Genomic DNA, 23,766 nt, shown 5'->3' with positions numbered 1-23,766 from the left:
AAAGTAGTAATTCGTCTCGCAGTCTTATTCGGAAGGTATTGAAGTCATGGCGACCAAAAGACAGAGTGTGCAAAAGCGCCTTCAGAAAGTGCGCCCGCCGCGCGTGCAACTCACGTACGACGTGGAACTCGGTGACGCCATCGAGAAAAAGGAATTGCCGTTCGTCGTTGGGGTGGTCGCCGACCTGGCTGGCCAGTCCGAGGTGGAGCAGCCCAAGCTGAAGGACCGCAAGTTCGTCAATGTCGACCGCGACAACCTGGACGACGTCATGAAGGGCCTGGCCCCGCGCGCGGCCTACCAGGTGGAGAACAAGCTCGACCAGCGCGGCGGCACCTTCGCCGTCGATCTCACCTTCAACTCGATGGACGCCTTCTCGCCCGAGGCCGTGGTCGACCAGATCGAGCCGCTCAAACGCCTGCTCGACGCGCGCACCAAGCTGGCGGACCTGCGCAACAAGATGGCCGGCAACAGCAAGCTCGAAGACCTGCTGGCCGACGTGCTGAATAACACCGAGCAACTCCAGCGCCTGGGGCAAGGCGCCGGCAAGAAGGACGGAAGCTGAACATGACTGCGCAAGCACTATCGGCATCGAGCGGTGCCGCCTCGCCCGAGGCTTCGGTCGACCTGCTCGACCAGATCGTCGAGAAGAGCAAGGTCGCCAAGTCCGACGCCGAGCACACCCGCGCCAAGGACCTCATCGGCGAACTGGTCAGCCAGGTGCTCGAAGGCTCGGTGATCGTCTCCGACAACGTCTCGGCCATGATCGACGCCCGCGTGGCCGACCTCGATGCCCTCATCTCCGCGCAGCTGAGCGCCGTGATGCACGCGCCCGAGTTCCAGAAGCTCGAGAGCACCTGGCGCGGCCTCGAATATCTCGTGAAGGAAACGCCCACCGGCACGATGCTCAAGATCAAGGTCATCAACGCCACCAAGCGTGACCTGATCCGCGACTTCAAGGCCGCCGTCGAGTTCGACCAGAGCGCGATGTTCAAGAAGGTCTACGAAGAAGAATTCGGCACCTTCGGCGGTGCACCGTTCGGCGCATTGGTCGGCGACTTCGCCGTCACGCGCCAGCCGGAAGACATGTACTTCCTCGACCAGATGGCGCACGTGGCGGCTGCCGCGCACGCGCCCTTCATCGGTGCCGCCTCGCCCGAGCTGCTGGGCCTGGAGAGCTTCGACGACCTGGGCAAGCCGCGGGACATGGCCAAGGTGTTCGACACCGTCGAATACGCCAAGTGGAAGTCGTTCCGCGATTCGGAAGACTCGCGCTACGTGGGCCTCACGCTGCCGCGCTTTCTCGGCCGCTTGCCGTACCACCCGCGCGAAGGCACGGTGGTCGACAGCTTCAACTTCGTGGAAGACGTCGACGGCACCGACCACTCCAAGTACCTCTGGTGCAACGCCGCCTGGGCCTTCGCCACGCGCCTGACGGCCGCGTTCGACGACTTCGGCTGGTGCGCCGCGATCCGCGGCGTGGAAGGCGGTGGCTTGGTCGAAGACCTGCCCACGCACACCTTCAAGACCGACGAGGGCGAGATCGCCCTCAAGTGCCCGACCGAGATCGCCATCACCGACCGGCGCGAGAAGGAGCTGAGCGACCTGGGCTTCATTCCGCTCGTGCACTGCAAGAACTCCGACTACGCGGCCTTCTTCGGTGCGCAGTCGCTGCAGAAGCCCAAGAAGTACAACACCGACAGCGCCAACGCCAACGCGGTGCTCTCGGCGCAGCTGCAGTACATCTTCTCCGTGTCCCGTATCGCGCACTACCTCAAGGCCATGATGCGCGACAAGATCGGCAGCTTTGCCTCGGCACACAACGTCGAACAGTTCCTCAACCGCTGGATCGCGCAGTACGTGCTGCTCGACGACAACGCGACGCAGGAACAGAAGGCGCAATTCCCCCTGCGGGAAGCGTCGATCCAGGTGGGCGAAGTGCCCGGCCGGCCTGGTGTCTACCGTGCGGTTGCCTTCCTGCGCCCGCACTTCCAACTGGATGAGCTATCGATTTCACTGCGCTTGGTCGCCGATCTGCCGAAGTCAGTGAACAAGTAAGAAGAGGCGGATCGGACGCGCGGCCGAAGGGCCGTGCATCAACACGTTAACTGTCATTCAATCAATCAAGAAGGGGAAGAAACATGAAAGATATCTACGTCAAGTTCGGCAGCCCGGCCATCAACGGCGAGTCGCAGGACAAGGACCACAAGGACTGGGTCGAAGTCAGCTCGTGGCAGCACAGCATCGTGCAGCCGCGTTCGGCCACTGCATCGACCGCCGGCGGCCACACCGCCGAGCGCTGCGAGCACGGCGAAATGATCTTCACCAAGGACATGGACGTGGTCAGCCCGCTGCTGTACCAGCACGCTTCGGGCGGCACCACCTTCGACGAGGTGACCGTGCAGTTCTATCGCGCCGACGGCGAAGGCAAGCGCGTGCAGTACATGGAGATCAAGCTCAAGTACGTGCTGATCGCCAGCGTGAACCCGAAGGTCGTGAGCAACGACGTGGCCAGCGTGCCGAGCGAGACCTTCTCGCTGAAGTACGCCGCGGTGCAGTGGAAGTACACGCAACAGAAGATCGGCGGCAATCAGGGCGGCAACTCGCAAGGCGCCTGGAGCCTGACCAAGAACGACAAGACCTACTCGGTCTGACGCCCTTCGGGCAATGTCGACCGCGGCGCGAGGCCGCGGTTTCTTTTTGGCGCCGCGCCCACGCGCGGCGCCCATGCCCGATATCCAAAGCACGAGGCGAGAGACCCATGAATGGATTCGAACCGGGCTTGCTCGACAAACTGTTCGATGACGATTGGCGCGGACCGGCTTCGCCGGTGCTTCGGCACCTGTCGCTCGAAGAGGTCAAGAACATGGTCGCGCGCGATCTCGAATCCTTGCTCAACACGCGCATGGTCTTCAACGACGCGAAGCTCGAGTCGTTTCCCGAGTGCCGTCGCTCCGTCATGACCTACGGCCTGAGCGATTTCTCGGGCCTGAGCCTCGCGAGCCACTACGACCGCTCGTTCATCTGCCGCTCCCTGGAGCAGGCCATTGCCCGCCACGAGTCGCGGCTGCGCGATGTCGTGGTGACGCTGGAGGTGGATGGCCAGACCAGCACCAACATGCTCTATTTCGGAATCACCGCCCTGCTCGTGCTGCCCGAGCTCGCCGAGCCGGTGAACTTTGACGCGATGCTGCAGCCCACGACGCTGCAGTACTCGATCACGCGCGGCACGGGCAAGAGCCGTATCGCCGCCTAGGACACCATGGACGAATTGCTGCCCTTCTACGAACGCGAGCTCGCCTTCCTGCGCAGCTACTCGCAGGAGTTCGCCAAGGGCTACCCGAAGATCGCGGCGCGCCTGGCCATCTCGGCCGACAGCAGCGAAGACCCGCACGTCGAGCGGATGATCCAGTCGTTCGCGCTGCTCACCGCGCGCATCAGCAAGAAGCTCGACGACGACTACCCCGAGCTCACCGAAGCGTTGCTCGAGGTGCTGTACCCGCATTACCTGCGGCCCTTTCCTTCCTGCTCGATCGCGCAGTTCGACGCCGGCGGCGCGGCGCTCGCGAAGCTGAGCAAGCCCGTCACCATCGCGCGCGGCACCGAGCTCACCTCGCAGCCGGTGCGCGGCGGCGCGTGCCGCTTCCGCAGCGTCTACGACGTGACGCTGGCGGCCGTGCAGGTGTCCAACGTGGTGTTCCATTCGGTGGTCAATGCGCCCGCGCATGCCTCGTTGCCGCGCAACGCCACGGGGTGCCTGTCGATCACGCTCGAAGCCACGGGCGAACAGAAGTCGCTCGGCACGCTCGCGCTCACCATGGCGCGCCTTCGCACCTTCATCGATGCCGAGCCCTCGCTCGCCACCGCGCTGGCCGATGCGATCTTCCTGAAGACGGCCGCCGTCTTCGTCGAGCCCGAACGCAGCGGCAAATGGACGCAGGTGCAGGGCGAGGCGCTGCACCCGGTCGGCTTCGACGAGGCCGATGCGCTCATCGAACTGCCGCCGCGATCGCATCCCGCCTACCGCCTGCTGAGCGAGTACTTCGCGTTTCCCGAGAAGTTCAACTTCGTCGACATCGACCTGGCGAACGCGCTGCGCCACATCGGCTCGTGCCGCTCGATCACGCTGCACCTCGTGATGACCGGCGTGCGCGCCGATTCGCCCGCGGCGCGGCTGCTCGAAGGCGTCTCCAGCCGCAATCTGCGGCTGGGCTGCACGCCGGTCATCAACCTCTTCAAGCAGCGCAGCGATCCGATCCGCGTCACGCATGCCGCGGCCGCGTATCCGGTGGTGGCCGATGCGCGCCGGGCCTTCGGCTTCGAGGTCTACAGCATCGACTCGGTCAAGCTCGTGAAGCAGACCGCCGAGGGCGACGCCTACATCGAGTTCCGGCCCTTCTACTCGCTGCATCACGGCGAGCATCCGAAGGAGGCCGAGCACTACTGGTTCGCGCGACGCAATGAACTGGTGGCGCAGCGCAGCCCGGGCTACGAGACCGAGCTTTCGATCGTCGACATCGACTTCCAGCCTTCGCTGCCGCAAACGGAAACGTTGAGCATCGACCTCACCTGTACCAACCGCGACCTGCCGCATTCGCTGGCCTTCGGCCTGCCGGGCGGCGACCTGTTCATCGAAGGCAACTCGGTGGCGCGCTCGATCCGCATGCTGCGCCGCCCGACGCAGACGCTGCGCATGCCGCGCGGCAAGGGCGTGCAATGGCGGCTGGTGTCGCACCTGTCGCTCAATCATCTGTCGCTGGCCACCAGCGGGTTGCCGGCGCTCAAGGAGATGCTGCGCCTGTACGACCTCGGCCGCTCGGCCGTGTCGGCGCGGCAGATCGAGGCCATCACCGGCATCGACCAGCAGGCCACCACGCAGTGGCTGCCGGGCAAGCCTTTCGCCACCTTCGTGCGCGGCATCGAGCTGAAGCTCACGGTCGACGAAGCGGGCTTCGTCGGCAGCAGCCTGCAGGCCTTTGCGCGCGTGATGGATCATTTCTTCGGTCTCTATGTGCACCTGAACAGCTTCACCCAACTGGTGATCGTTTCGGCGCGCGACAAGGAGGAGCTGGTGCGATGCAAACCCCGCAGCGGCGAATCGATCCTGCTGTAGCCGACCGGCTGCTGTGCGAACCGTACCGCTTCGAGTTCTTCCAGGCGGTGCGGCTGCTCGAGCTCGTGCTGCTGCGCCGCCAGGAGCGCGATGTGCACCATCGCCTGGTGCCCGGCGAGCGCATGGTGCCGCGCTGGCTGCGCTTTCGCAGCTCGATGAGCCTCACCTTCCCGCCTAGCGAGATCGAGGCGCTGGCGGTGCGCGATGCGGCGGGCCAGCTGGTGTCGAGCGCCGAGTTGTGCGAGCCGCCGGCGCAGGGCGACGATGTGCACGGGCTCGGGCGCATCGAGCTCACGCCCGCTTCATTCGGCATGCTGGGCGTGTCGGGCGCCTTGCCCATCGTCTACACCGAGATGCTGATGCGCCGCGAGCAGCACTTGCGCGACAGCTCGGCGCGCGCGTTCCTGGACGTGTTCACCAACCGCGCCACCGCGCTTTTCTACGCAGCGTGGCGCAAGTACCGCCTGCCGCTGCACTACGAGCATGAGCGCAGCCGCGCCTACCTGCCGGTGCTGCTGTCGATGGCGGGGCTCGAACACACGGCCCAGCGCGATCCGCTCACCGACGGCACGGGCACGGTGTTCGACGAAACCGTGGCCGGCTATGCGGCTGCGGTGCGCCACCGGCCGATGTCGGCCGCCTACCTGCAGCGCGTGCTGTCGGACTACTTCCGCAGCAACATCCGCATCGAGCAGTTCCTCGGCAAGTGGTACGACATGCCCGTGCAGCAGCGCTCCAGGCTCGGCGAGGGCAATGTGAGCCTCGGGCAGAACGCGATGGCGGGCGAACGCATCTGGCAGCGCGACCTGCGCATCCGCCTGTGGATCGGCCCGCTCAATCGCAGCGCGCTGCGCGAATTCTTTCCGGGCCGCGCGCATGCGAAGGCGCTCGAAAAAATGCTGGCACTGCTCGCGGGCGTGACCTGCGAGTACGAAGTGCGCCTGATCCTCGCGCGCGAGGAAGTTGCCGCCGTACAGCTGAGCGACGGCGGCGGCAGCCACCTCGGGTGGGACAGCTTCATCTCCACCGGCGAGGCCGAGAGCGACCGCAGCGACACCCAGTACGAACTCCAGCCCCTGCAGTAGCAGTTGGCAGTGACCCTTCAACGAAGAAGACCGACAGAAGACAACCACCGTTCATGAGCACATCGCTGAAAACACTGATCACCAAGCTCAACGGCAGCGCACGCATGGCCACGCAGCGCGCCGCCAACCTGTGCCTTGCCAACGGCCACTACGAAGTGGATCTGGAGCACCTGTTCCTGGCCCTGCTCGAGCAGACCGACAACGACCTCGCGCGCGTGCTGCGCGCCAACCGCATCAGCGCGACCGCGATCCAGTCGGACCTGGAGCGCGAGATCCAGACCTTCAAGAACGGCAATACGCGCACGCCCGTGTTCTCGCAGCATCTGCAGCAGTTGTTCCAGCAGGCGTGGCTGCTCGCCTCGCTCGATGCGCACGTGGCGCAGATCCGCTCGGGCCACCTGCTGCTCGCGCTGCTGACCGAGCCCGACCTGGCGCAACTCGCACAACGCGGCTCGCCGCTCTTCGCGAAGATTCGCCTCGAAGACCTGAAGCACGACTTCGACAAGCTCACCGACGGTTCGAGCGAAGCGACCGAAGCCGGTGCATCGGGCGCGGCCACCGAAGGCGACGCGCAGCAGCCACCGGCCGATGCATTGGCCGCGGGCGTGCCCGGCAAGACGCCCGCACTCGACCAGTTCACCACCAACCTCACGCAGCGCGCGAAAGACGGTGCACTCGACCCGGTGATCGGCCGCGACACCGAGATCCGCCAGGTCATCGACATCCTGATGCGCCGGCGCCAGAACAACCCCATCCTCACCGGCGAGGCCGGCGTCGGCAAGACGGCGGTGGTCGAGGGGCTCGCGCTGCGCATCGCCGCGCAGGACGTGCCCGAGTCGCTGCGCGCCGTGGCGCTGCACACGCTGGACATGGGCCTCCTGCAGGCCGGTGCGAGCGTGAAGGGCGAGTTCGAGAACCGCCTGAAGAACGTGATTGCCGAAGTGAAGAAGAGCCCGCATCCGATCGTGCTCTTCATCGACGAGGCCCACACCATGATCGGCGCGGGCGGCCAGGCCGGGCAGAGCGACGCGGCCAATCTTCTGAAGCCCGCGCTCGCGCGCGGCGAGCTGCGCACGATCGCCGCCACCACCTGGGGCGAATACAAGAAATACTTCGAGAAGGACGCGGCGCTCGCGCGGCGCTTCCAGGTCGTGAAGGTCGAAGAGCCCAGCGAAACGCTGGCCGCCGCCATGCTGCGCGGCATGGTGCCGTTGATGGAGAAGCACTTCAACATCCGCGTGCTCGACGAAGCCATCACCGAGGCCGTGCGCCTGTCGCACCGCTACATCAGCGGCCGCCAACTCCCCGACAAGGCGGTGAGCGTGCTCGACACTGCCTGCGCGAAAGTGGCGCTCGGACAGAGTGCCACACCGGCACTCATCGAGGAAGCCCACCGCGGCCTCGAACGCATCGAGGCCGAGAGCGCCGCGCTGGTGCGCGACACCGCGGCCGGCGGACGCCATGAAGCGCGACTGGCCGAGCTGGCGGACCAGAAGGCTGCGCTGCAGGCCGAGTTGGCCGCGAGCCAGCAACGCCTGGCCGAAGAGAACGCGCTGGTCGAACGCATCCGCGCACTGCGCGCGCAACGCGACACGTCGGCTGCAGAGGCCGAGTCCGCAGAGGCGCCCGCAGCCACGGAGAAGGCCGCACCCGCCCGCGCCGCCGGCCGCAAGAAAACCGCTGCTGCCGCCGACCCCGAGCGCGACCAGCTCGATGCACTGCTCGCCGAGTTGCGCGCCCTGCAAGGCACCACGCCGATGGTGCCGCTGCAGGTCGATGGCCACGTCGTCGCCGAGATCGTCTCGGCCTGGACCGGCGTGCCGCTCGGCCGCATGGTCAAGGACGAGATCAAGACCGTGCGTGCGCTCGACACGCTGCTGGCCGAGCGCGTGATCGGCCAGGACCACGCGCTCGCTGCCGTGGCCCAGCGCGTGCGCACCGCCAGCGCGCGCCTGGAAGACCCCAACAAGCCGCGCGGCGTGTTCATGTTCGTCGGCCCCTCGGGCGTCGGCAAGACCGAGACCGCGCTCGCGCTGGCCGACATTCTTTATGGCGGCGAGAAGAAGCTCATCACCATCAACATGAGCGAGTACCAGGAGGCGCACAGCGTCTCGGGCCTGAAGGGCTCGCCGCCCGGCTACGTGGGTTATGGCGAAGGCGGCGTGCTGACGGAAGCCGTGCGCCGCCAGCCCTACAGCGTGGTGCTGCTCGACGAAGTCGAGAAGGCGCACCCCGACGTGCTGGAGATGTTCTTCCAGGTGTTCGACAAGGGCATGATGGACGACGCCGAGGGCCGCGAGATCGACTTTCGCAACACGCTGATCATCCTCACCTCGAACATCGGTTCGTCGCAGATCATGCAGGCGTGCCTGAACAAGGCCGACGACGAGCGTCCTGCGCCCGACGCACTGGCCGAGGCGTTGCGCCCCGTGCTCATGAAGGCCTTCAAGCCTGCCTTTCTCGGCCGCATGAAGGTGGCGCCGTTCTATCCGATCACCGATGCGGTGCTCGAGCAGATCATCGCGCTCAAGCTGGGCCGCATCCGCGACCGCATCGCGAGCAACCACAAGGCGGTGTTCGAGTGGGACGACGCGCTGGTGGAGGCCGTGCTCGCACGTTGCACAGAGGTGGATTCGGGCGCGCGCAATGTCGATCACATCCTGAACGGCACTCTCTTGCCCGAGATCGCGGAAGCCGTGCTCACGCGCATGGCCGACGAGACGCCGCTTGCGAAGATCAAGGCCAGCTGCGCCAAGAGCGGCGAGTTCCGCTACCGGATCACCTAGGCGCTGCGGCGGTTCGGGTCAAAGGGAGAACCAGAGACATGACGGACTTCAATTCGGCTTCGCTCGGCGCGCAATTGCGTGCGGGCACGACGCAGCAGGATCGGTTGCTGGTGCTGCACACGCCCCTGGGCGACAACAAGCTCCTGGCCGAACGGCTCGATGGCGTGGAGTCTCTCGACGACGGCGGCTTCCGCTTCGAACTCACTGCGCTGAGCGACGACGCGCACATCGAACTCAAGACCCTGATGGGCCAGGGCGTGCGCCTGGACTTGCAGACCGCGCAGAGCCGCACCGAACTGCGCCCCTTCCACGGCCACGTGACCGAAGCCGAGTGCATCTCGAGCAACGGTGGCATGGCCCGCTACCGCATCGTCATCGAGCCCTGGCTCGCGTTCCTGCGCCATCGCCAGGACAGTTGCCTGTTCCAGCACCAGAGCGTGTTCGACATCGTCGAAGCCGTGTTCGCCCGCTACCAGAGCCAAGGCAAGCTCGCCGTGCAATGGCGCTGGGAAATCGCCCAGCGCGACATCTATCCGGTGCGCGGCATCACCACCCAGTACCACGAGAGCGACTTCGACTTCGTCGTGCGCCTGCTGGCCGAAGAAGGCCTGTGCTACTGGTTTGAACATGCGACCGGCAAGGACGGCAACCTCGGCAGCCACACCCTCGTCATTGCCGACCACAACGGTGCCTTCCGTGCCAATGCGCAGGCCAGCATCCGCTTTCACCGCGCCGATGCGAGTGAGACCGAAGACACCATCCAGCAATGGCGCGGCAGCCGCCAGCTGCAGACCAACAGCCTCGCGCAGCAGAGCTGGGACTACAAGAGCGTGAGCGCCAGGCCGGTGCAGCAGCAAAGCCGAGGCGCAGGCCACCGCACCCTGCAGTGGAGCGATGACCCCGGCGCCTACGGCTGGGAGACCTCCGCCCAAGGCGAACGCCTCCTGTCCAACGCCCTGCAGGCCCTCGAATTGCGCAACAAGCGCTTCGAAGGCCAGAGCGCCGTGCGCACCCTGGCACCCGCCACCACCTTCACCCTGAGCGGCCACGAGCAGCACGACAAGGACAGCGAAGAGGACCGCCGCTTCGCCGTACTGGCCGTGCGCCACATCGCACGCAACAACTTTGACGAAGACCTCAAGGCCGGTGTTGGCGAACGTCTCGGCCTGCCGGACATCGCCACCGTGTTCGATGCGAGTGACGCCGACAACGGGCAAGACAGCGGCAATGCCGCAGCCAAACCCGACACCGTCACCCACTACCGCAACGACTTCGCCACCGTGCGCGCGGCCATTCCTTATCGGCCGCTGAGCGTGGACGGCCACGGCCAGCGCATCCACCCCAAGCCCAGCGTGCATGGCAGCCAGAGCGCCATCGTCATCGGCGTGGGTGAGAACGTTCCCGTGCACACCGATCGCGACCACCGCATCAAGGTGCAGTTCCACTGGCAGCGCGGCAGCGGCGCCAGCGCAAGACAGCCCCGCGCCGATGGCCAGGACAACGCCCCTGCCTCTGACCGCTTGGGCGCCTGGGTGCGCGTGGCGGCCGGCGCTGCGGGCGACAACTGGGGCCAGGTCACCCTGCCGCGCGTGGGGCAGGAAGTGCTGGTGGAGTTCCACCACGGCGACATTGACCGCCCGGTGGTCGTTGCTGCGCTCTACAACGGCGCGGGCCAGACCGACGCCCAGCACAACGAGAAGTCCGCAGGTGCGGCCCAATCCACCGGCAACGCCCCGGCCTGGTTCGCCGGTGAAGGCAAGGAGGCCAAGGAGCACGCGCACAACGCCGTCTTTTCCGGCATCAAGACCCAGGAACTCAGTGCGAGCCAGAGCGGCGACGGCGGCTACAACCAGCTGGTCTTCGACGACACGCCCGGACAGGGCAGCACGAGCCTAGCCACCACTCAGGCCAGCAGCCGGTTGCACCTGGGACACCACAAGCAGCAGGACGACAACGCGCGCGGGAAGGCGCGCGGGCACGGTGCCGAGCTGGCTACGACCGCGCAGGGTGCGATCCGCGCTGGATCAGGCCTGCTCGTGAGCGCGCATGCCCAGCAGAACGCCAAGGGCGCCTTCATGGCCAGCCGCGAGGCACAACAGCAAACGAAACAGGCCGAAGAACTGGCCACCTCGCTGGCCAAGAGTGCGCAGACGCAGAAGGCGAAGCTCAAGGATGAAGGTGCACCTGAACAACTCCCCGCCATTGAGGCGCTGAAGCATGTGGCCGAAGTCCTCGGGGCGACGCAGGAAGGCAGCGCGGCGCAATCAGGCAGCGGCGAAATCAAGGCCACCGAAGGCGGCCAGGGCAGCGTCACTGCATACAGCGAGCCGCACCTGCAGTTCAGCGCGCCGATGGGCATCGGCTTCGTGACGCCGAAGGAGGCGATTGCCGTCAGTGGCAAGAACACGGCCATCGTCGCCAACCAGGACATCGACCTGCCGGCGCAGGGGCAGATCGCGATGAGTGTGGCCAAGGGGGTGAGCATCTACACCCTGGGCGCCAAGGCGGCAGAAGGCGGCGAGCCCAACCAGGAGCGCGGCATCACGCTTCACGCAGCCAGCGGCAGCGTGACGCTACAGAGCCAGAAGGGCGCGACCAAGATCGCGGCCGACAAGAAGGTGACGATCGCCAGCACAACGAAGACCGTGGTTGTCGAGGCGCCGACGCACGTGCTGCTGACCAGCGCCGGGGCATACATCAAGCTCGAAGGCTCGAGCATCAAGATCCACGCACCGGGGAAGGTGACATTCAGGGGGATGCACAACTTCGTCGGGCCGAAGGGGGACAGCGCGAGCAACCCCTTGCTGCCGGGCGACTACGAAGGCTGCGCTACCGCGATGCAGCAGGCCAGCGAAGTCGGCGATGCGCTGGTCTGACCGGCACAGGACTGCGCTCGGAGACGATCGACATGGACACACAGGGCACGCGCCGCATCCATGCTTTCGATGGCTGGCGCCATGCGGCGGTGTTCATCGATCCGTTCCTGTTCGACCCGCTGCACAAGCATGCGCTGGCGTGGGAGACCATGCCGTCCGTCGTGCACAAGAAGCTGCTGCGCAGTCCGCGCGAGCAGGTGCACGAGGACCAGATGCCCTATGTGCTGTGGATGCCGCTGAACAGCGACACGCGGGCGCTTCTGCACGACCTGCAGGACATTGCGCGCGCCGAGGCGAACTGGATCCCGACGGAGGGAGAGGCCCGGACGCAGCCCCGTACCGTGACGGGCTTCATGGCGGGCGCACTGGTCGATCAGGGGGCCGACAAGCTGCGCATCGTCCTTGGCAGGATGCGGCTGGTCATGGACTCTGCTGGCAGGCAGCGCATCTTCAGGTTCTGGGATCCGCGCGTGATGCAGCACCTGGCGCTGCGTGGCGCAAGGCCGCAGGCGATCGACCTAGCGGCATCGCTTCATCCGCAGGACGGTGCGATGTCGTGGCTCTATTTCGACTCGCTGGGCCGGCCCGCCCGTCACGACATTGCAGGCGGGGCGTGGACGTCCGACACGGACTTTCCGCGGAACCTGCAACTCGACGAGCGGATGGAAGGGGAACTCAAGCGCTGGGGGACGCTGAACAAGGCGCTCCTGCATGCGCTCGCGCAGGACGCGCGGCAGTTCGCAGCGCTGGACATGGCCAAGATCTTCGAGCGCATCCTCGCGCCGAACCTGGCGCCCTTCGAGTCGATGAGCGGCCTGGACGAGGACGACAAGGCAGCCCTCGCATTCATCCGGCATGCCACCGGAAGGGCGTTCGAGCACGACGAGACAGTGATGCGGGAGGTCTTCGTGCGCAAGAAGCAGGGCTCCGGCGCCGCCTCGTTCATGCAGGACCTGGACTATTTCCTCGCCCGAGATTCTTTCGAAGCCGATCCAACCAGCAGCAGCGCTGAAAAAAATGGCCACTCTTGAAATCTGCGAAGCATGCAGCCGTGGAGATTGCTTTGCGATCTACCCGACGCGCTTCGGCGTCTATCCGTTCCTCAAGTCGATGCCCAAGATGGTTCATTGCGAGGAGGACGCGCCCGATCACTTCTATCCGCACACGGTCGCGCCGTTTCCACCGCTGCCCAACTACCTGCTGGTCGGCCCGAAGCCGTCGCAGCACACGCTGACCGGCGGCGAGTGGGGGCTGAAGGTCATCCAGGAGGCCTTCGTCTACCTGTGCTTTAAGAACCCCGATGGCTCGGCGCGCTTCTGGGAGTATTTCCGCGCCGACGAGAACGGCATCTTCACCCGCGTGCAGAGCGTGAGCGACAACGTCGAGGAGAGCAAGGTCTTCTGCAGCCGCAGCGGCCACCCGCTGTACAACAAGTTCATCCGCATCAGCCATGCGCACACCGGCAAGGTCGCGATCGGCTACTCGCTCAACTGGCTGACCAGGGCGCAACGGGATGCGTTGCTGGAGAACGAGGCCGCGCTGATGACCACCATCGACCTGGACCAGCTGAAGGCCAAGATCGTGCCCGACAAGCAGTCGGGCGCGCTGGCCTACAAGGTGGAGAGCGCCGAGTCCTTCGACAAGATCTTCGAGCACCAGAGCAGTTCCGACGGGTCGTACCAGCGAACCGACCTCGAAAACGACGTGCACGAACTGGACCTTGCGCATCCCGATCTGCACTTCCCCGCATTCGCCACCTTCTATTCCGGAAAGAAAGCGGTGTTCAGGGCCGGCGACTCGCCCGCGATGTTCGAACTGATGACCCGATGCACGAAGGACGGCTCGGGCAACGCCGCCAGTGTGCCGATCATCCTGGGCTTGTTCGACCCGCTGGGCACCGCCGAGGAATTCAATCAAGCGACCTCGCTGGCCATCGTCAACCACCAGATCTGGCAGGAGAACCATGCCTGGCCGCTGGGCAGCATCAGCGAGTACGAGCGTATTGCCGGCGCTCCCGTCGACGACCTGCTTGCCGCCGACGAGGCCTACAACAATGCGGTCCAGGCGGAGTTGGAGCGTGTGAGCAGAAGCACGCGCGATCTGCTCCCCAACACCCCGCCCCGGCCCGCGAAACTGCAGCGGCTCGACGAGCACCTGCGCATGGGCTGGACCGGTGAGGTAAGGGCACTGCTCGACGAGCAGGACCGCGTTCGCAAGGTCATCGACATCCATGCGGCCAATCACCGCAACTGGATCGACCTGAAGGGCCGGAACTCGCAGAAGCGGGCCTTTCTGCTGGCCTGCGAAGTGTTCATGAGAAAGGGCGACGACATGCTCGTGGACCATGCGAGCGAGTCCTTTTCCGAAGGCACGTCGGTGCTCACGCATCCGGAGTTCTGGGGCGAACTGGTCCTGGCGCAGGTCAAGCGGGAAAAGGACAACGTCTATTCCACGGCCGTGCGCTGGGCGCGCCGCGGCGCCATCTCGGGTAAGGAAACCGTTCGCGACGTGGTCGTGAAGTTCTACCAGAAGCGCGTGGAAAACCTGCTCCTGGCCAGTGCGGAGATCACGCCGAAGAAGCTCGCCGAAAAGGACTACCAGGAGCTGGTCAAGAACATGATCGACGAGGAAGTGCGCGAGGTGATGGTGACGGCCAATCGGGCCGCCTTCGCCTTCACCGCGTTGAGCGCAATCTCCCAGATCTGGATGATGTACATGAAGCGCAGCGACACAACACCGGAGGGGCGCAAGAACAACTGGGGGCGCTTTTTCCTCACGCTGCTCGACGCGCGTTCGCTGTACCTGCAGGCGGTGACGCCGGGGGCGTTCTTCTACGACGAGGTCATCGCCGGCCAGAAGGTCAGCAACAAGCGGCCATTGATCCAGGGCACTTTGCCCAACACCAAGGATGTGCGGATCGACTTGCACTACAGGCGGATGTTCTCCTCGACGAAGTCCGAGATCGTGAGCGTCGTGCCCCGGGCGGAGATCGCGGAAACCGCGCTCGAGGCGGCCAAGCCCGCCCCCATCCCGAAGTACAACCTGGTCGAATACCTCCAGAAGACATCGAAGATGTCGTGGCTGGCGACCGGCTTACTGTCGGCCGGCAATGTCTGTTACTTCCTGGCCGCACTCGATGCACGCGAACAGGCGGCCGGACACAACAACCAGCAGCTTGCGAACTCGCAGATTGCCCTGATGGTCACGCTCGGGCTGGAGGTGACCCGCTCGCTGGCGACGCGCCTGTTTATGGCGGAGGCATGTCCGTTTCTGCTCGGCCCCTGGGGGGCGGTCATCCTCATCGTGATGTTCCTGGGCATCTTCATCTGGCAGGAGCTCGTGGAAACGAGAGAGATCGAGCCCTACGGCCTGTTCTTGCGGCGCACGTATTTCGGCAACGGTGAGCTTGATCGGCACCATGAGCATTTCTACCGGCGCGAGATCTTCTTCCAGCGCTATCCCTCGCTCGACGCCGAGCGGCTGGGATTCGTCAAGACCCAGCACGCGATCCGCGTGACGTACCGGGTGGACGACGAGCGGGCGGATTTCAAGTTCACCTTCGACAACCCGGAGTCGGGCGCGATCATCAACGTGTACCACGACGTCAACGGCGACGGCGCCCGCAAGATGCTTATAGGCCACTATGAGTTCGGCCTGGTCAGTGAGGAAGGCGGCATGACGACCTACGGCAACACATGGGTGTACCGCTCGGTGCCGCAGCTGCAACGGCACGCGAACCTCCTGGAGACCGACAAGTTCCAGGCGGAACGCCTGCTCCCCATGCTGACGAACGAAGGGCTCACGGTGAAGAGCAACTCGACCATCGGCCGGTGCGTGTTCTCGATCGACTACATTCCGCGCCCCGCCGAGCATGCGTATTTCGTGAATGCGATCTTCGTGGACCATCGGGGCGAGGACGATATTTACATCGAAACCGACGAAGACCGGACCTACCGGCAGTGACACAGGGAGGAATCCATCCATGACAGCCACCTCGCAACCCTTCATGCCGGCCTTCGGTGCAGCGCCATGGAAGCCCGAAGGCCTCAACGTCGCGCGCCTCTCCGAGCAGGCGCGGCTCATCAAACTGCAGTTGCCCGAAGCGGCACCGCAGAACGCCGTCGTCGTCGAACGCTTCACCGCTACCGAAGCCATCAACGAACTCTTCACCTTCACCATCGACACCCTCGCCACATCGAGCGAGTTCGATCCCTTCGCGCTGATCGGCGAGGAGCTGAGCCTGCGCCTCCTGCTGGCCAACGGCAACTTACGCACCTGGCACGGCTACCTCACGGCGGTGGATGCGCTCGGCGGCGACGGCGGCCTCGCGCGCTACCGGCTGCACCTGCAGCCCTGGCTCGCCGCGCTGGGCCTTCGCCGCGACAGCTTCGTGTACGCCGCCAAGAGCGTGCAGGACATCGTGAGCGAGGTGTTCGCCGACCACACCGCCGCCAGCTTCACCTTCGAAGTCACGCAGGAGCTGCCCGTGCGGCCGACCTGCGTGCAGTACCGCGAATCGGACCTCGCCTTCGTGATGCGCCTGCTTGCGGAGGAAGGCCTGAGCTTTCGCTTCGAGCACGAGCAAACGAAAGGCGGCGGAAGCGGCGGTGCGAACAATAACGCCACGCCGTCGCACCACCGCCTCGTGATCTTCGATCGCGAGGCAAAGGCGCCCGATTGCGCGCTGCCCGAGATCCGCTTCCACCGTGTCGACGCCACCGAGCAGCAGGACGCCATCACCGCGTGGAGCAGCCGCCGCCAGCTCGCCAGCAATGCCGTGACGGTGAATGCGTGGGACGCCAGCGTGCTGCAGGCGCCCACGGGCTCGACGCAGAGTGCGCTGGCAATGGGCGACGTGCCCGTGCTGGAGCACTACAACGGCGCGGGTTCGCAGCGCTATGCCAACAACGCCGCCGCCGCACGGCGTGCCGAGAACCAGCTCGTGGCCTTCGAGTCGCGCATCAAGCGCTACAACGCCGGCGGCAGCGTGCGGCAACTCGGTGCCGGCGAGCGCTTCACGCTCACGCAGCACGACCGCTACGAGGGCCAGAAATTCGTCACGCTGCGCGTGCACCACGAGGCCGCCAACAACCTCGGCGCGCAGGCCGCGCAGGTGCTCGAGGCCGGCGAGCTCGAGAAGGGCAGCTACCGCAACAGCTTCGAAGCCCAGCCGGCCGAAGCGCAGATCGCGCCGATCTGGCGGCCCAAGCCTACGGCGCCGGAAGCGATGGTCGCGCTCGTGGTCGGTGCCGATGACGAAGAGGCGCCCACCGCCGTCTACACGCAGCGCGATCACCGCGTGCAGGTGCGCTTTCATTGGCAGGCGCAGCGCGTAGCACAACAGCAGTCAGCGCAGGGTGGACAAGGCAGTCTTGTCGCGGCAGGCCGGCATGCGAGCAACCGCCAGTCGGTGTGGCTGCGCGTGGCCGCGCCGGTGGCCGGGCCGAACTGGGGCGCGCACCATCTGCCGCGCGTCGGCTCGGAGGTGCTGGTGTCGTTCATCGAAGGCGACATCGACCGGCCGGTGGTGAGCCAGCAGCTCTACAACGGACAGGACCTGCCGCCGTGGTCGGCCGGCACCGATTCGTCGGCCAACCACGCGGGCGTGCTCTCGGGCTGGCACAGCCGTGCACTCGATGGCAGCGGCTACAACCAGTGGATCGCGGACGATGCGCCCGGGCAGGTGCGCACGCGGCTTGCCAGCTCGCATGCGGCGAGCCAGTTGAACCTGGGGCACCTCAATGCGCAATCGCCCGACGAGAGCAATCGCGGTGCCTGGCGCGGCAGCGGCGCGGAACTGCGCTCGGATGCGTGGGTGGTCACGCGCGCAGGTGAGGGGCTGCTGATTTCGACGCTGGCGCAGGAGCGGGCCGCGGGCAGCGTGCAGGACACCGCGAGCGTGCGCGGCCAACTGGCCGGTGCGCTGCGCGAATCGCAGAACCTGTCGGATGCGGCCGGCGGCGCCAAGGCATTGGCGTTGAGTGCGACGTCGCTGCTGCAACCGCTCATCGACGACATCGATCCGCAGAAAAACGGGCACTACCCCGGCAGCGTCAATGGACAGGATGCGAAGGAGCCCAAGGGCGGCGAGGGCGCGGACTCACGGCAGGGCCAGGACCCGGTGCCCGCCTTCGCACGGCCGCTCATGGTGCTGGACGCGAACATGAGCCTGAACATGGCCACGCCTGCGAGCGCCACTGTGTATGCGGGCGAGGCGATTCACTGGACTGCACAGGAGCAGGCGCACATGGCGGCGGGCAAGACGGTGAGTTTTGCGGCTGGCAAATCCGTGGGGCTCTACAGCCACGAAGGCGGCATCCAGGTCATCGCGCAAGAGGGGCCGGTGAGCGTGCAGGCGCACACCGATGAACTCGAATGGCTGGCGAAGGAAGGCTTTACGGTCACCAGCAGCAACGACGAGATCCACGTGCTGGCCAGGCAGAAGATCACCCTCAAGGGCGGGCAGACGAGCATCGAACTCGATGGGGCGAACATCACGTTGAAGATGCCGGGGCTCTTGGATGTGAAGGGGACGACGAAGAGTTTCGTGGGGCCGAAAGGTAACCCCGCGGAGCTGTCGGCCCTGCCTGACTCACGCCTGAAGAATTTCGACGAGGCTTTTGTTTTGAAAGACAAGGAAACAGGCGAATTGCTGACCAATTTTCCCTATCGAATCAAGCGTGCCGATGGAAGCTATGAAGAGGGAATCACGGACGAGCAGGGCCGCACTCATTTGGTTCTCAGCACTGAAGCGGAAGAGCTGTCTATTGAAGTGGGGCAAGGCTGATATATGGCAACCGGTATGGGATACAAAAGCATTGGTACCTCTGTTACTTCTCCTGTTGACAACAAGAGAAGAAAAGAGGTGCTTCTCAAGCCGCCTGGACTGATTGGCGAGATTCTCGAACTGACGTGGGAAAGCAAAATAAGCGCTGCGCACACAGGTGTAAAAATCCCGGCCCCGCATTGGCGGAAAGGCGTCCCGCTCGAGGAAGACGAAATACCGCAGGAGCAGAAATTCAAAACCGGCTCCAAGCGGCCGGGTGTTTATTTGGTGAAGCCAAAAAATGGATCCGACGATTTCAAGATCAGGTTGAATTTTTCCAAATGCGAAGTCAAAAATCCCGCCGGAAAAATCAAAGGAAAATTGGGGGCACTGGAATTCGAAGGGGCCTGTACCCTGAAAAAAGGTGATGTTGTTGTCAGCATGAAAATAAAAAACCTGCCAGAGACAGTGGCGCACTTTGAAGGCGATGTGATCTGGAAAGTCGAAAACTCAGGAATGCTCTACAACCTGAGTCAAAAGACACGATTGGAGTTATTTGTGATACTCGATGCACCTGCATCGCTCTATAGAACTGGTGTGTGGGTAGAAGCACTGCGTTTTTTATGCAGAAATACGGGCGTTGTAGGCATTGCCGGAGGAAAAAAAGCGCCTGAAGTGGCCAGAAAATCCTTGGCAATCGACAAAAGCGAAGCAGCCAGAAAAGCAGAGGCAATCAAGAAGGATGAAGAATCCAGAAAAATCGAGGTGACCAAGAAAATTGAAACTGCCAAAAAAATAACGGCGTATTGTCATGGCAAGCATGGGGTTGCATATGACACAGCAAGAGGCGCTTCTCATTTTGGCGTGCTCGCTTCTGGAGGGGCGGGCTTTGAATTGAATAACTACATGAAGAAGAAAGGACTTAAGGGAAATATTGTAAATTGCTACGATCAGGCGGCCGCGGTACAATCCCTGGCAGGGGCGCTGGGAGTAAACTTGGGTTGGTATTACATGGATCCTTATGGGTATATCAATCCTGCCAATTTGGTTGGAGTCGGGGCCTGTAATAGTCCGTTTTATAAATTCCGAAAAACAGGACCTTTGGTTGATCGTAAGTCGCCCTTGCGAACCGCCTTTGGAAATCATGCATTTCCTGGAATTAATGGAAAAATCCTGGATGCGTGTGCGGGCCCTCATCTGGCAACGGAGTCATTGAGGGAATACATAAGATCGGCTATAGATGCAGAAGTCACGGTATCTGATTTTTTTCCTGGAAAAGCGGCGTCGATTTACCGGGGTGAGCTTGAGGGAAAAACCAATCCGAGTGGCGGACTAACTGGTGTCATGTATGCCTAAAAGGCTTTATGAGATGCTTTGCGACGTGTCGGTAATTCCGTTGCAGCGTGATATCCCTGGCCGACTCTCGCGGTTTTTTTGCAAATTGTTATTTGTATTTGGAGTGATGATGCCCCCTCTTTCTTCTGGCGCCAGCGATGAAATGGCGCGGTCGCTGAGTCACCCGAGGGTAATTTCCTTGAAGAAAAAGATAAATTACGACGAGAAGGTGGCTCGCGAGAGTGCTTCCGAGCAGGTGGTTCTCGATCTGACGTCCGTTGACCCCCCGCCTCAATTGCAGGGATGGACAAAAAAGATCAGAGACTCCATGGATGCGGAGAATGTCCGCGTTGTCCGCCTGGAATTTCTGAAAAATGAGGAGCAAGTTCGAATCACTTTGAAGATATTCGACCCGAAGAATAATTTCTCGGGAGATAATTTCTTGCTCAGAGCAAATGCGGTAAGTACGGTGGAAATCAACGACGTGCCAGGCCCGGCGGATCTGGGCTCAATATCCTTGATGTCGCCAGAAACCCCGCCCGAGCTGGTGTACTGGAAATTCCGAAATGTCTTGGCCGAGGTTTCGGTTTTCAAAACCTCGGCTTCCTCCCTTGCCATTGCCAAATGGATTCAGGGAGAACTGATTCGCAGCGTCAGGCCTGTTTCCAGATAGCTGCGCAGCCGTCGGAAAGACTTTGGTGCCTGATCAGATGCGAATCTGACGGTGCCGCGACCGGACTGAAAGGGCGTTCAATGCACCAAGGGGTGCCGGGCCTTGAACCGCATGCCGGCAGCAGATGCCCGAGACCTGGGATGCCGAACGGTTGAACGGCATGATCGGCTTGAGTGATAACTTGCGTGTAGTTCCCGCCTCAGCCCGACGTATTCAGTTAAACCCCAGCCGCGTGCGCCTGCTGATCCGCGTGATAACTCGACCGCACCATCGCCCCCACAGCCGCGTGGCTGAAGCCCATCTTGTAGGCCTCTTCCTCGAACATCTTGAAGGTGTCCGGGTGCACATAGCGGCGCACCGGCAGGTGCGAACCCGACGGTGACAGGTACTGGCCGATGGTCAGCATGTCGATGTCGTGGGCGCGCATGTCGCGCATCACCTGCAGGATCTCTTCGTCGGTCTCGCCGAGGCCGACCATGATGCCGCTCTTGGTCGGCACGTTCGGGTGCAGCGCCTTGAACTTCTTCAACAGGTTCAGGCTGAACTGGTAGTCGCTTCCGGGGCGCGCTTCCTTGTAGAGGCGCGGCGCGGTTTCCAGGTTGTGGTTCATCACATCCGGCGGTGCGGCCTTCAGGATCTCCAGAGCGCGGTCGTCGCGGCCGCGGAAGTCGGGCACGAGGATCTCGATCTGCGTCATCGGCGAGAGCTCGCGGATGTTCTGGATGCAATCGACGAAATGCTGGCTGCCGCCGTCGCGCAGGTCGTCGCGGTCGACGCTGGTGATCACCACGTACTTCAGGCGCAGCTTGGCGATGGTCTTGGCGAGGTTGAGCGGCTCGTCCTTGTCGAGCGGGTCGGGGCGGCCGTGGCCCACGTCGCAGAACGGGCAGCGGCGGGTGCACTTGTCGCCCATGATCATGAAGGTGGCCGTGCCGTTGCCGAAGCATTCGCCGATGTTCGGGCACGAGGCTTCTTCGCAGACGGTGTGCAGGTTGCTCTCGCGCAGGATCTGCTTGATTTCGTAGAAGCGCGTGGTGGGGCTGCCGGCCTTCACGCGGATCCATTCGGGCTTCTTGAGCACTTCGCCGGTCTGCACCACCTTGACGGGGATGCGCGAGAGCTTGGCCGCGGCCTTCTGCTTGGCCAGGGGATTGTAGGTTTCGGCGCTCTGGGCGTCGCGGACGACTTCGGTGGTGCTCATTGGATTGCTAAGGTGCCAGGAAGGTGGTGAGCTTCTGGCCCAGCACGCCGGCAGCTTCTTCCCATGTGGTTTGGATGCCGATTGTAGAAAGGTCGACCGTTTGCAGCCCCGCGTAGCCGCAAGGGTTGATGCGCGAGAAGGGTTCGAGGTCCATGTCGACGTTGAGCGCCACGCCGTGATAGGTGGCATGGCGGCTCACCTTGATGCCCAGGGCGGCAATCTTGCCGAGGCCGCGGAACGGGTCGCCGGCGGGCAGCGGGCCGGTCAGCGCCGCATGCGAGAACGGGTCGTCCAGCCGCACGTAGATGCCCGGCGCGCCCGGCACGCGGTGGCCGGTCACACCGAAATGCGCGAGCGTGCGCAGCACCGATTCCTCGATGCGGTAGACGTATTCCTTCACGAAGTAGCCGGCGCGGCGCAGGTCGATCAGCGGATAGGCGACCACCTGGCCCGGACCGTGGAAGGTGACCTGCCCACCGCGGTCGGTCTGCACCACGGGGATGTCGCCGGGGTTCAGGATGTGGTCCTGCTTGCCGGCAACGCCCTGCGTGAACACGGGGGCGTGCTCGCAGATCCATAGCGCATCGGGCGTTTCGGGCGTGCGCTCCAGCGTGAACTGCTTCATCGCCGCGAAGGTGCCGGCGTAGTCGACGCGGCCCAGCCACTGCGGGGCGATGGCGGTGTCCGCCGGGAGTTCTGCGACCGTCGTCATCCGGGGCTCAGTTCAAATCAAAGAACGACCTTGACCGACGGATGCCCCGAGAGCGCGCGATAGAGATCGTCGAGCTGCTCGCGGCTGGTGGCGGTGACAGTGATCGTCACGCCGAGGTAGTTGCCCGCCTTGCTGTCGCGCAGCTCGACCGTGGTGGCGTCGAAGGTCGGGTCGAATTGCTCGGCGATCTGCGTGATCGCGTGCACCAGGCCATCGGTCTTGGCGCCCATGACCTTGATCGGGAACTGCGAGGGGTACTCGATCAGCGATTCCTTGCGCGGATCGGGAATGGGTGTGGTGACTGCGTCGTCGGTGGTGTTCTCGGTCATGCAGTGGCTCCTTGCTTCTCAGCGTTGCGTTGCTTGGCCTGTTGGTAGGCGGCATACAAGCTCTTGTAGATGGGGCCGGGATGGCCGTTGCCAATGGTCTTGCCGTCCAGCGTCACGACGGGCAGCACTTCCTTGCTGGCCGAGGAAAGAATGAGCTCGTCGGCATCGAACACTTCATCGCGCGACACGCGGCGCAGCGCGAAGGGAATGCCGCCTTCCTGGCACAGGCGCTCGAGCAGGCCGTAGCGAATGCCGGTGAGCACGAGGTTGTCCTTGGGCGGGCCGATGAGCACGCCCTCCTTCACGATCCACACGTTGCTCGACGACGCCTCGCTGAGCCAGTCGCCGCGGAACATGACGGTCTCCGCCGCGCCGGCCTCGACGCTGATTTGCCGCGAGAGCACGGCACCCAGGAGGCTGGTGCTCTTGATGTGGGCCTTCTGCCAGCGGAAGTCGTCCGCCGTCACGCAGGCCACGCCCTTGGTGCGCACCGCGTCGGACACGGGCGGCAGCGGGTTCACCATCACGAAGACGGTGGGCGTGAGACCCTTGACCATCGCATGGTCACGCGGGGCGACGCCGCGGGTGACCTGGAAGTACACGGCTTGCGGTGCGTTACCGCCCGGTGCGATCAGGCGCATCAGGATCTCGCGCCACTGGGCGAGGGAGAGCGGATTGACAATCTGCAGCTCGGCCAGCGATCGATCGAGCCGCGCCATGTGCTCCTCGAAGCAGAAGGGCTGGCCGTGGTACGCGGGGACGAATTCGTAGATGCCGTCGCCGAAAATGAAGCCTCGATCCAGGACGCTGATCTTCGCGTCGCAGAGGGCGGTGTACTCGCCGTCAAGGTAGCAGAGCGTGGCGGGCAGGGCGTCGGTGATAGGGTGCATGAA

At 64.1% G+C, this 23,766-nt stretch carries 17 protein-coding genes; 13 read left to right on the top strand and 4 right to left on the bottom strand.

Annotated elements, in window-relative coordinates; genetic code table 11:
* Nucleotides 1-46 precede the first annotated feature (46 nt).
* The 13 genes from tssB to GNX71_RS30770 all read left to right on the top strand — a co-directional run bounded on the left by tssB (nt 47) and on the right by GNX71_RS30770 (nt 20,631).
* Nucleotides 47-562, top strand: a complete 516-nt coding sequence (gene tssB / locus GNX71_RS30830) for a type VI secretion system contractile sheath small subunit (RefSeq protein ID WP_206175926.1) — start codon at nt 47-49, stop codon at nt 560-562.
* 2 nt (nt 563-564) lie between these two features.
* Nucleotides 565-2,055, top strand: a complete 1,491-nt coding sequence (gene tssC, locus GNX71_RS30825) for a type VI secretion system contractile sheath large subunit (RefSeq protein WP_013543889.1) — start codon at nt 565-567, stop codon at nt 2,053-2,055.
* Between the two features lie 83 nt (nt 2,056-2,138).
* Nucleotides 2,139-2,651 (top strand): type VI secretion system tube protein Hcp, encoded by a 513-nt coding sequence (locus tag GNX71_RS30820; RefSeq protein ID WP_013543888.1) that lies wholly within the window; start codon nt 2,139-2,141, stop codon nt 2,649-2,651.
* Nucleotides 2,652-2,758: 107 nt separating this feature from the next.
* Entirely contained in the window at nt 2,759-3,253 is a 495-nt protein-coding gene (tssE, locus tag GNX71_RS30815) for a type VI secretion system baseplate subunit TssE (RefSeq protein WP_206175925.1), read from the top strand.
* A gap of 6 nt (nt 3,254-3,259) precedes the next feature.
* Nucleotides 3,260-5,110: a type VI secretion system baseplate subunit TssF gene (gene tssF, locus GNX71_RS30810; protein ID WP_206175924.1), complete on the top strand. Its 1,851-nt coding sequence runs from the start codon at nt 3,260-3,262 to the stop codon at nt 5,108-5,110.
* Nucleotides 5,074-6,195, top strand: coding sequence for a type VI secretion system baseplate subunit TssG (gene tssG / locus GNX71_RS30805; protein ID WP_206175923.1), 1,122 nt, complete (start codon nt 5,074-5,076; stop codon nt 6,193-6,195). Before tssF ends, tssG begins: the two co-directional genes overlap by 37 nt.
* A gap of 53 nt (nt 6,196-6,248) precedes the next feature.
* Nucleotides 6,249-8,981, top strand: coding sequence for a type VI secretion system ATPase TssH (tssH, locus tag GNX71_RS30800; protein WP_206175922.1), 2,733 nt, complete (start codon nt 6,249-6,251; stop codon nt 8,979-8,981).
* A gap of 38 nt (nt 8,982-9,019) precedes the next feature.
* The gene (locus GNX71_RS30795; protein ID WP_206175921.1) at nt 9,020-11,857 is read left to right on the top strand and encodes a type VI secretion system Vgr family protein; all 2,838 of its coding nucleotides are present in this window, start codon (nt 9,020-9,022) and stop codon (nt 11,855-11,857) included.
* A gap of 32 nt (nt 11,858-11,889) precedes the next feature.
* Nucleotides 11,890-12,888, top strand: a complete 999-nt coding sequence (locus GNX71_RS30790; protein WP_206175920.1) for a DUF4123 domain-containing protein — start codon at nt 11,890-11,892, stop codon at nt 12,886-12,888.
* Nucleotides 12,875-15,820 (top strand): toxin VasX, encoded by a 2,946-nt coding sequence (locus GNX71_RS30785; protein ID WP_206175919.1) that lies wholly within the window; start codon nt 12,875-12,877, stop codon nt 15,818-15,820. The genes GNX71_RS30790 and GNX71_RS30785 overlap by 14 nt, the downstream gene beginning before the upstream one ends.
* 19 nt (nt 15,821-15,839) lie before the next feature.
* Nucleotides 15,840-18,644, top strand: a complete 2,805-nt coding sequence (locus GNX71_RS30780; protein ID WP_206175918.1) for a type VI secretion system Vgr family protein — start codon at nt 15,840-15,842, stop codon at nt 18,642-18,644.
* Nucleotides 18,645-18,647: 3 nt separating this feature from the next.
* Nucleotides 18,648-19,979, top strand: coding sequence for a hypothetical protein (locus GNX71_RS30775; RefSeq protein ID WP_206175917.1), 1,332 nt, complete (start codon nt 18,648-18,650; stop codon nt 19,977-19,979).
* A 13-nt stretch (nt 19,980-19,992) separates the two neighbouring features.
* Nucleotides 19,993-20,631: a hypothetical protein gene (locus tag GNX71_RS30770; protein ID WP_206175916.1), complete on the top strand. Its 639-nt coding sequence runs from the start codon at nt 19,993-19,995 to the stop codon at nt 20,629-20,631.
* Nucleotides 20,632-20,848: 217 nt separating this feature from the next.
* On the opposite strand, the gene lipA is transcribed toward GNX71_RS30770, so the two are convergent.
* From lipA to GNX71_RS30750, 4 genes are read right to left on the bottom strand one after another with little or no spacing between them, the layout of a single operon-like run.
* Complete coding sequence (gene lipA / locus GNX71_RS30765) at nt 20,849-21,832, bottom strand: lipoyl synthase (protein WP_206175915.1); 984 nt, start codon at nt 21,830-21,832, stop codon at nt 20,849-20,851.
* Between the two features lie 7 nt (nt 21,833-21,839).
* Complete coding sequence (gene lipB / locus GNX71_RS30760) at nt 21,840-22,544, bottom strand: lipoyl(octanoyl) transferase LipB (protein ID WP_206175914.1); 705 nt, start codon at nt 22,542-22,544, stop codon at nt 21,840-21,842.
* Nucleotides 22,545-22,561: 17 nt separating this feature from the next.
* Nucleotides 22,562-22,873, bottom strand: a complete 312-nt coding sequence (locus tag GNX71_RS30755; RefSeq protein WP_206175913.1) for a DUF493 family protein — start codon at nt 22,871-22,873, stop codon at nt 22,562-22,564.
* Nucleotides 22,870-23,763 (bottom strand): D-amino acid aminotransferase, encoded by an 894-nt coding sequence (locus GNX71_RS30750; protein WP_206175912.1) that lies wholly within the window; start codon nt 23,761-23,763, stop codon nt 22,870-22,872. Before GNX71_RS30750 ends, GNX71_RS30755 begins: the two co-directional genes overlap by 4 nt.
* Between the last annotated feature and the right edge of the window lie 3 nt (nt 23,764-23,766).

It is taken from the genome of Variovorax sp. RKNM96 (assembly GCF_017161115.1).
In the GTDB taxonomy this organism is placed as follows: domain Bacteria; phylum Pseudomonadota; class Gammaproteobacteria; order Burkholderiales; family Burkholderiaceae_C; genus Variovorax.
This window is presented reverse-complemented; position numbering and strand designations above follow the sequence as displayed.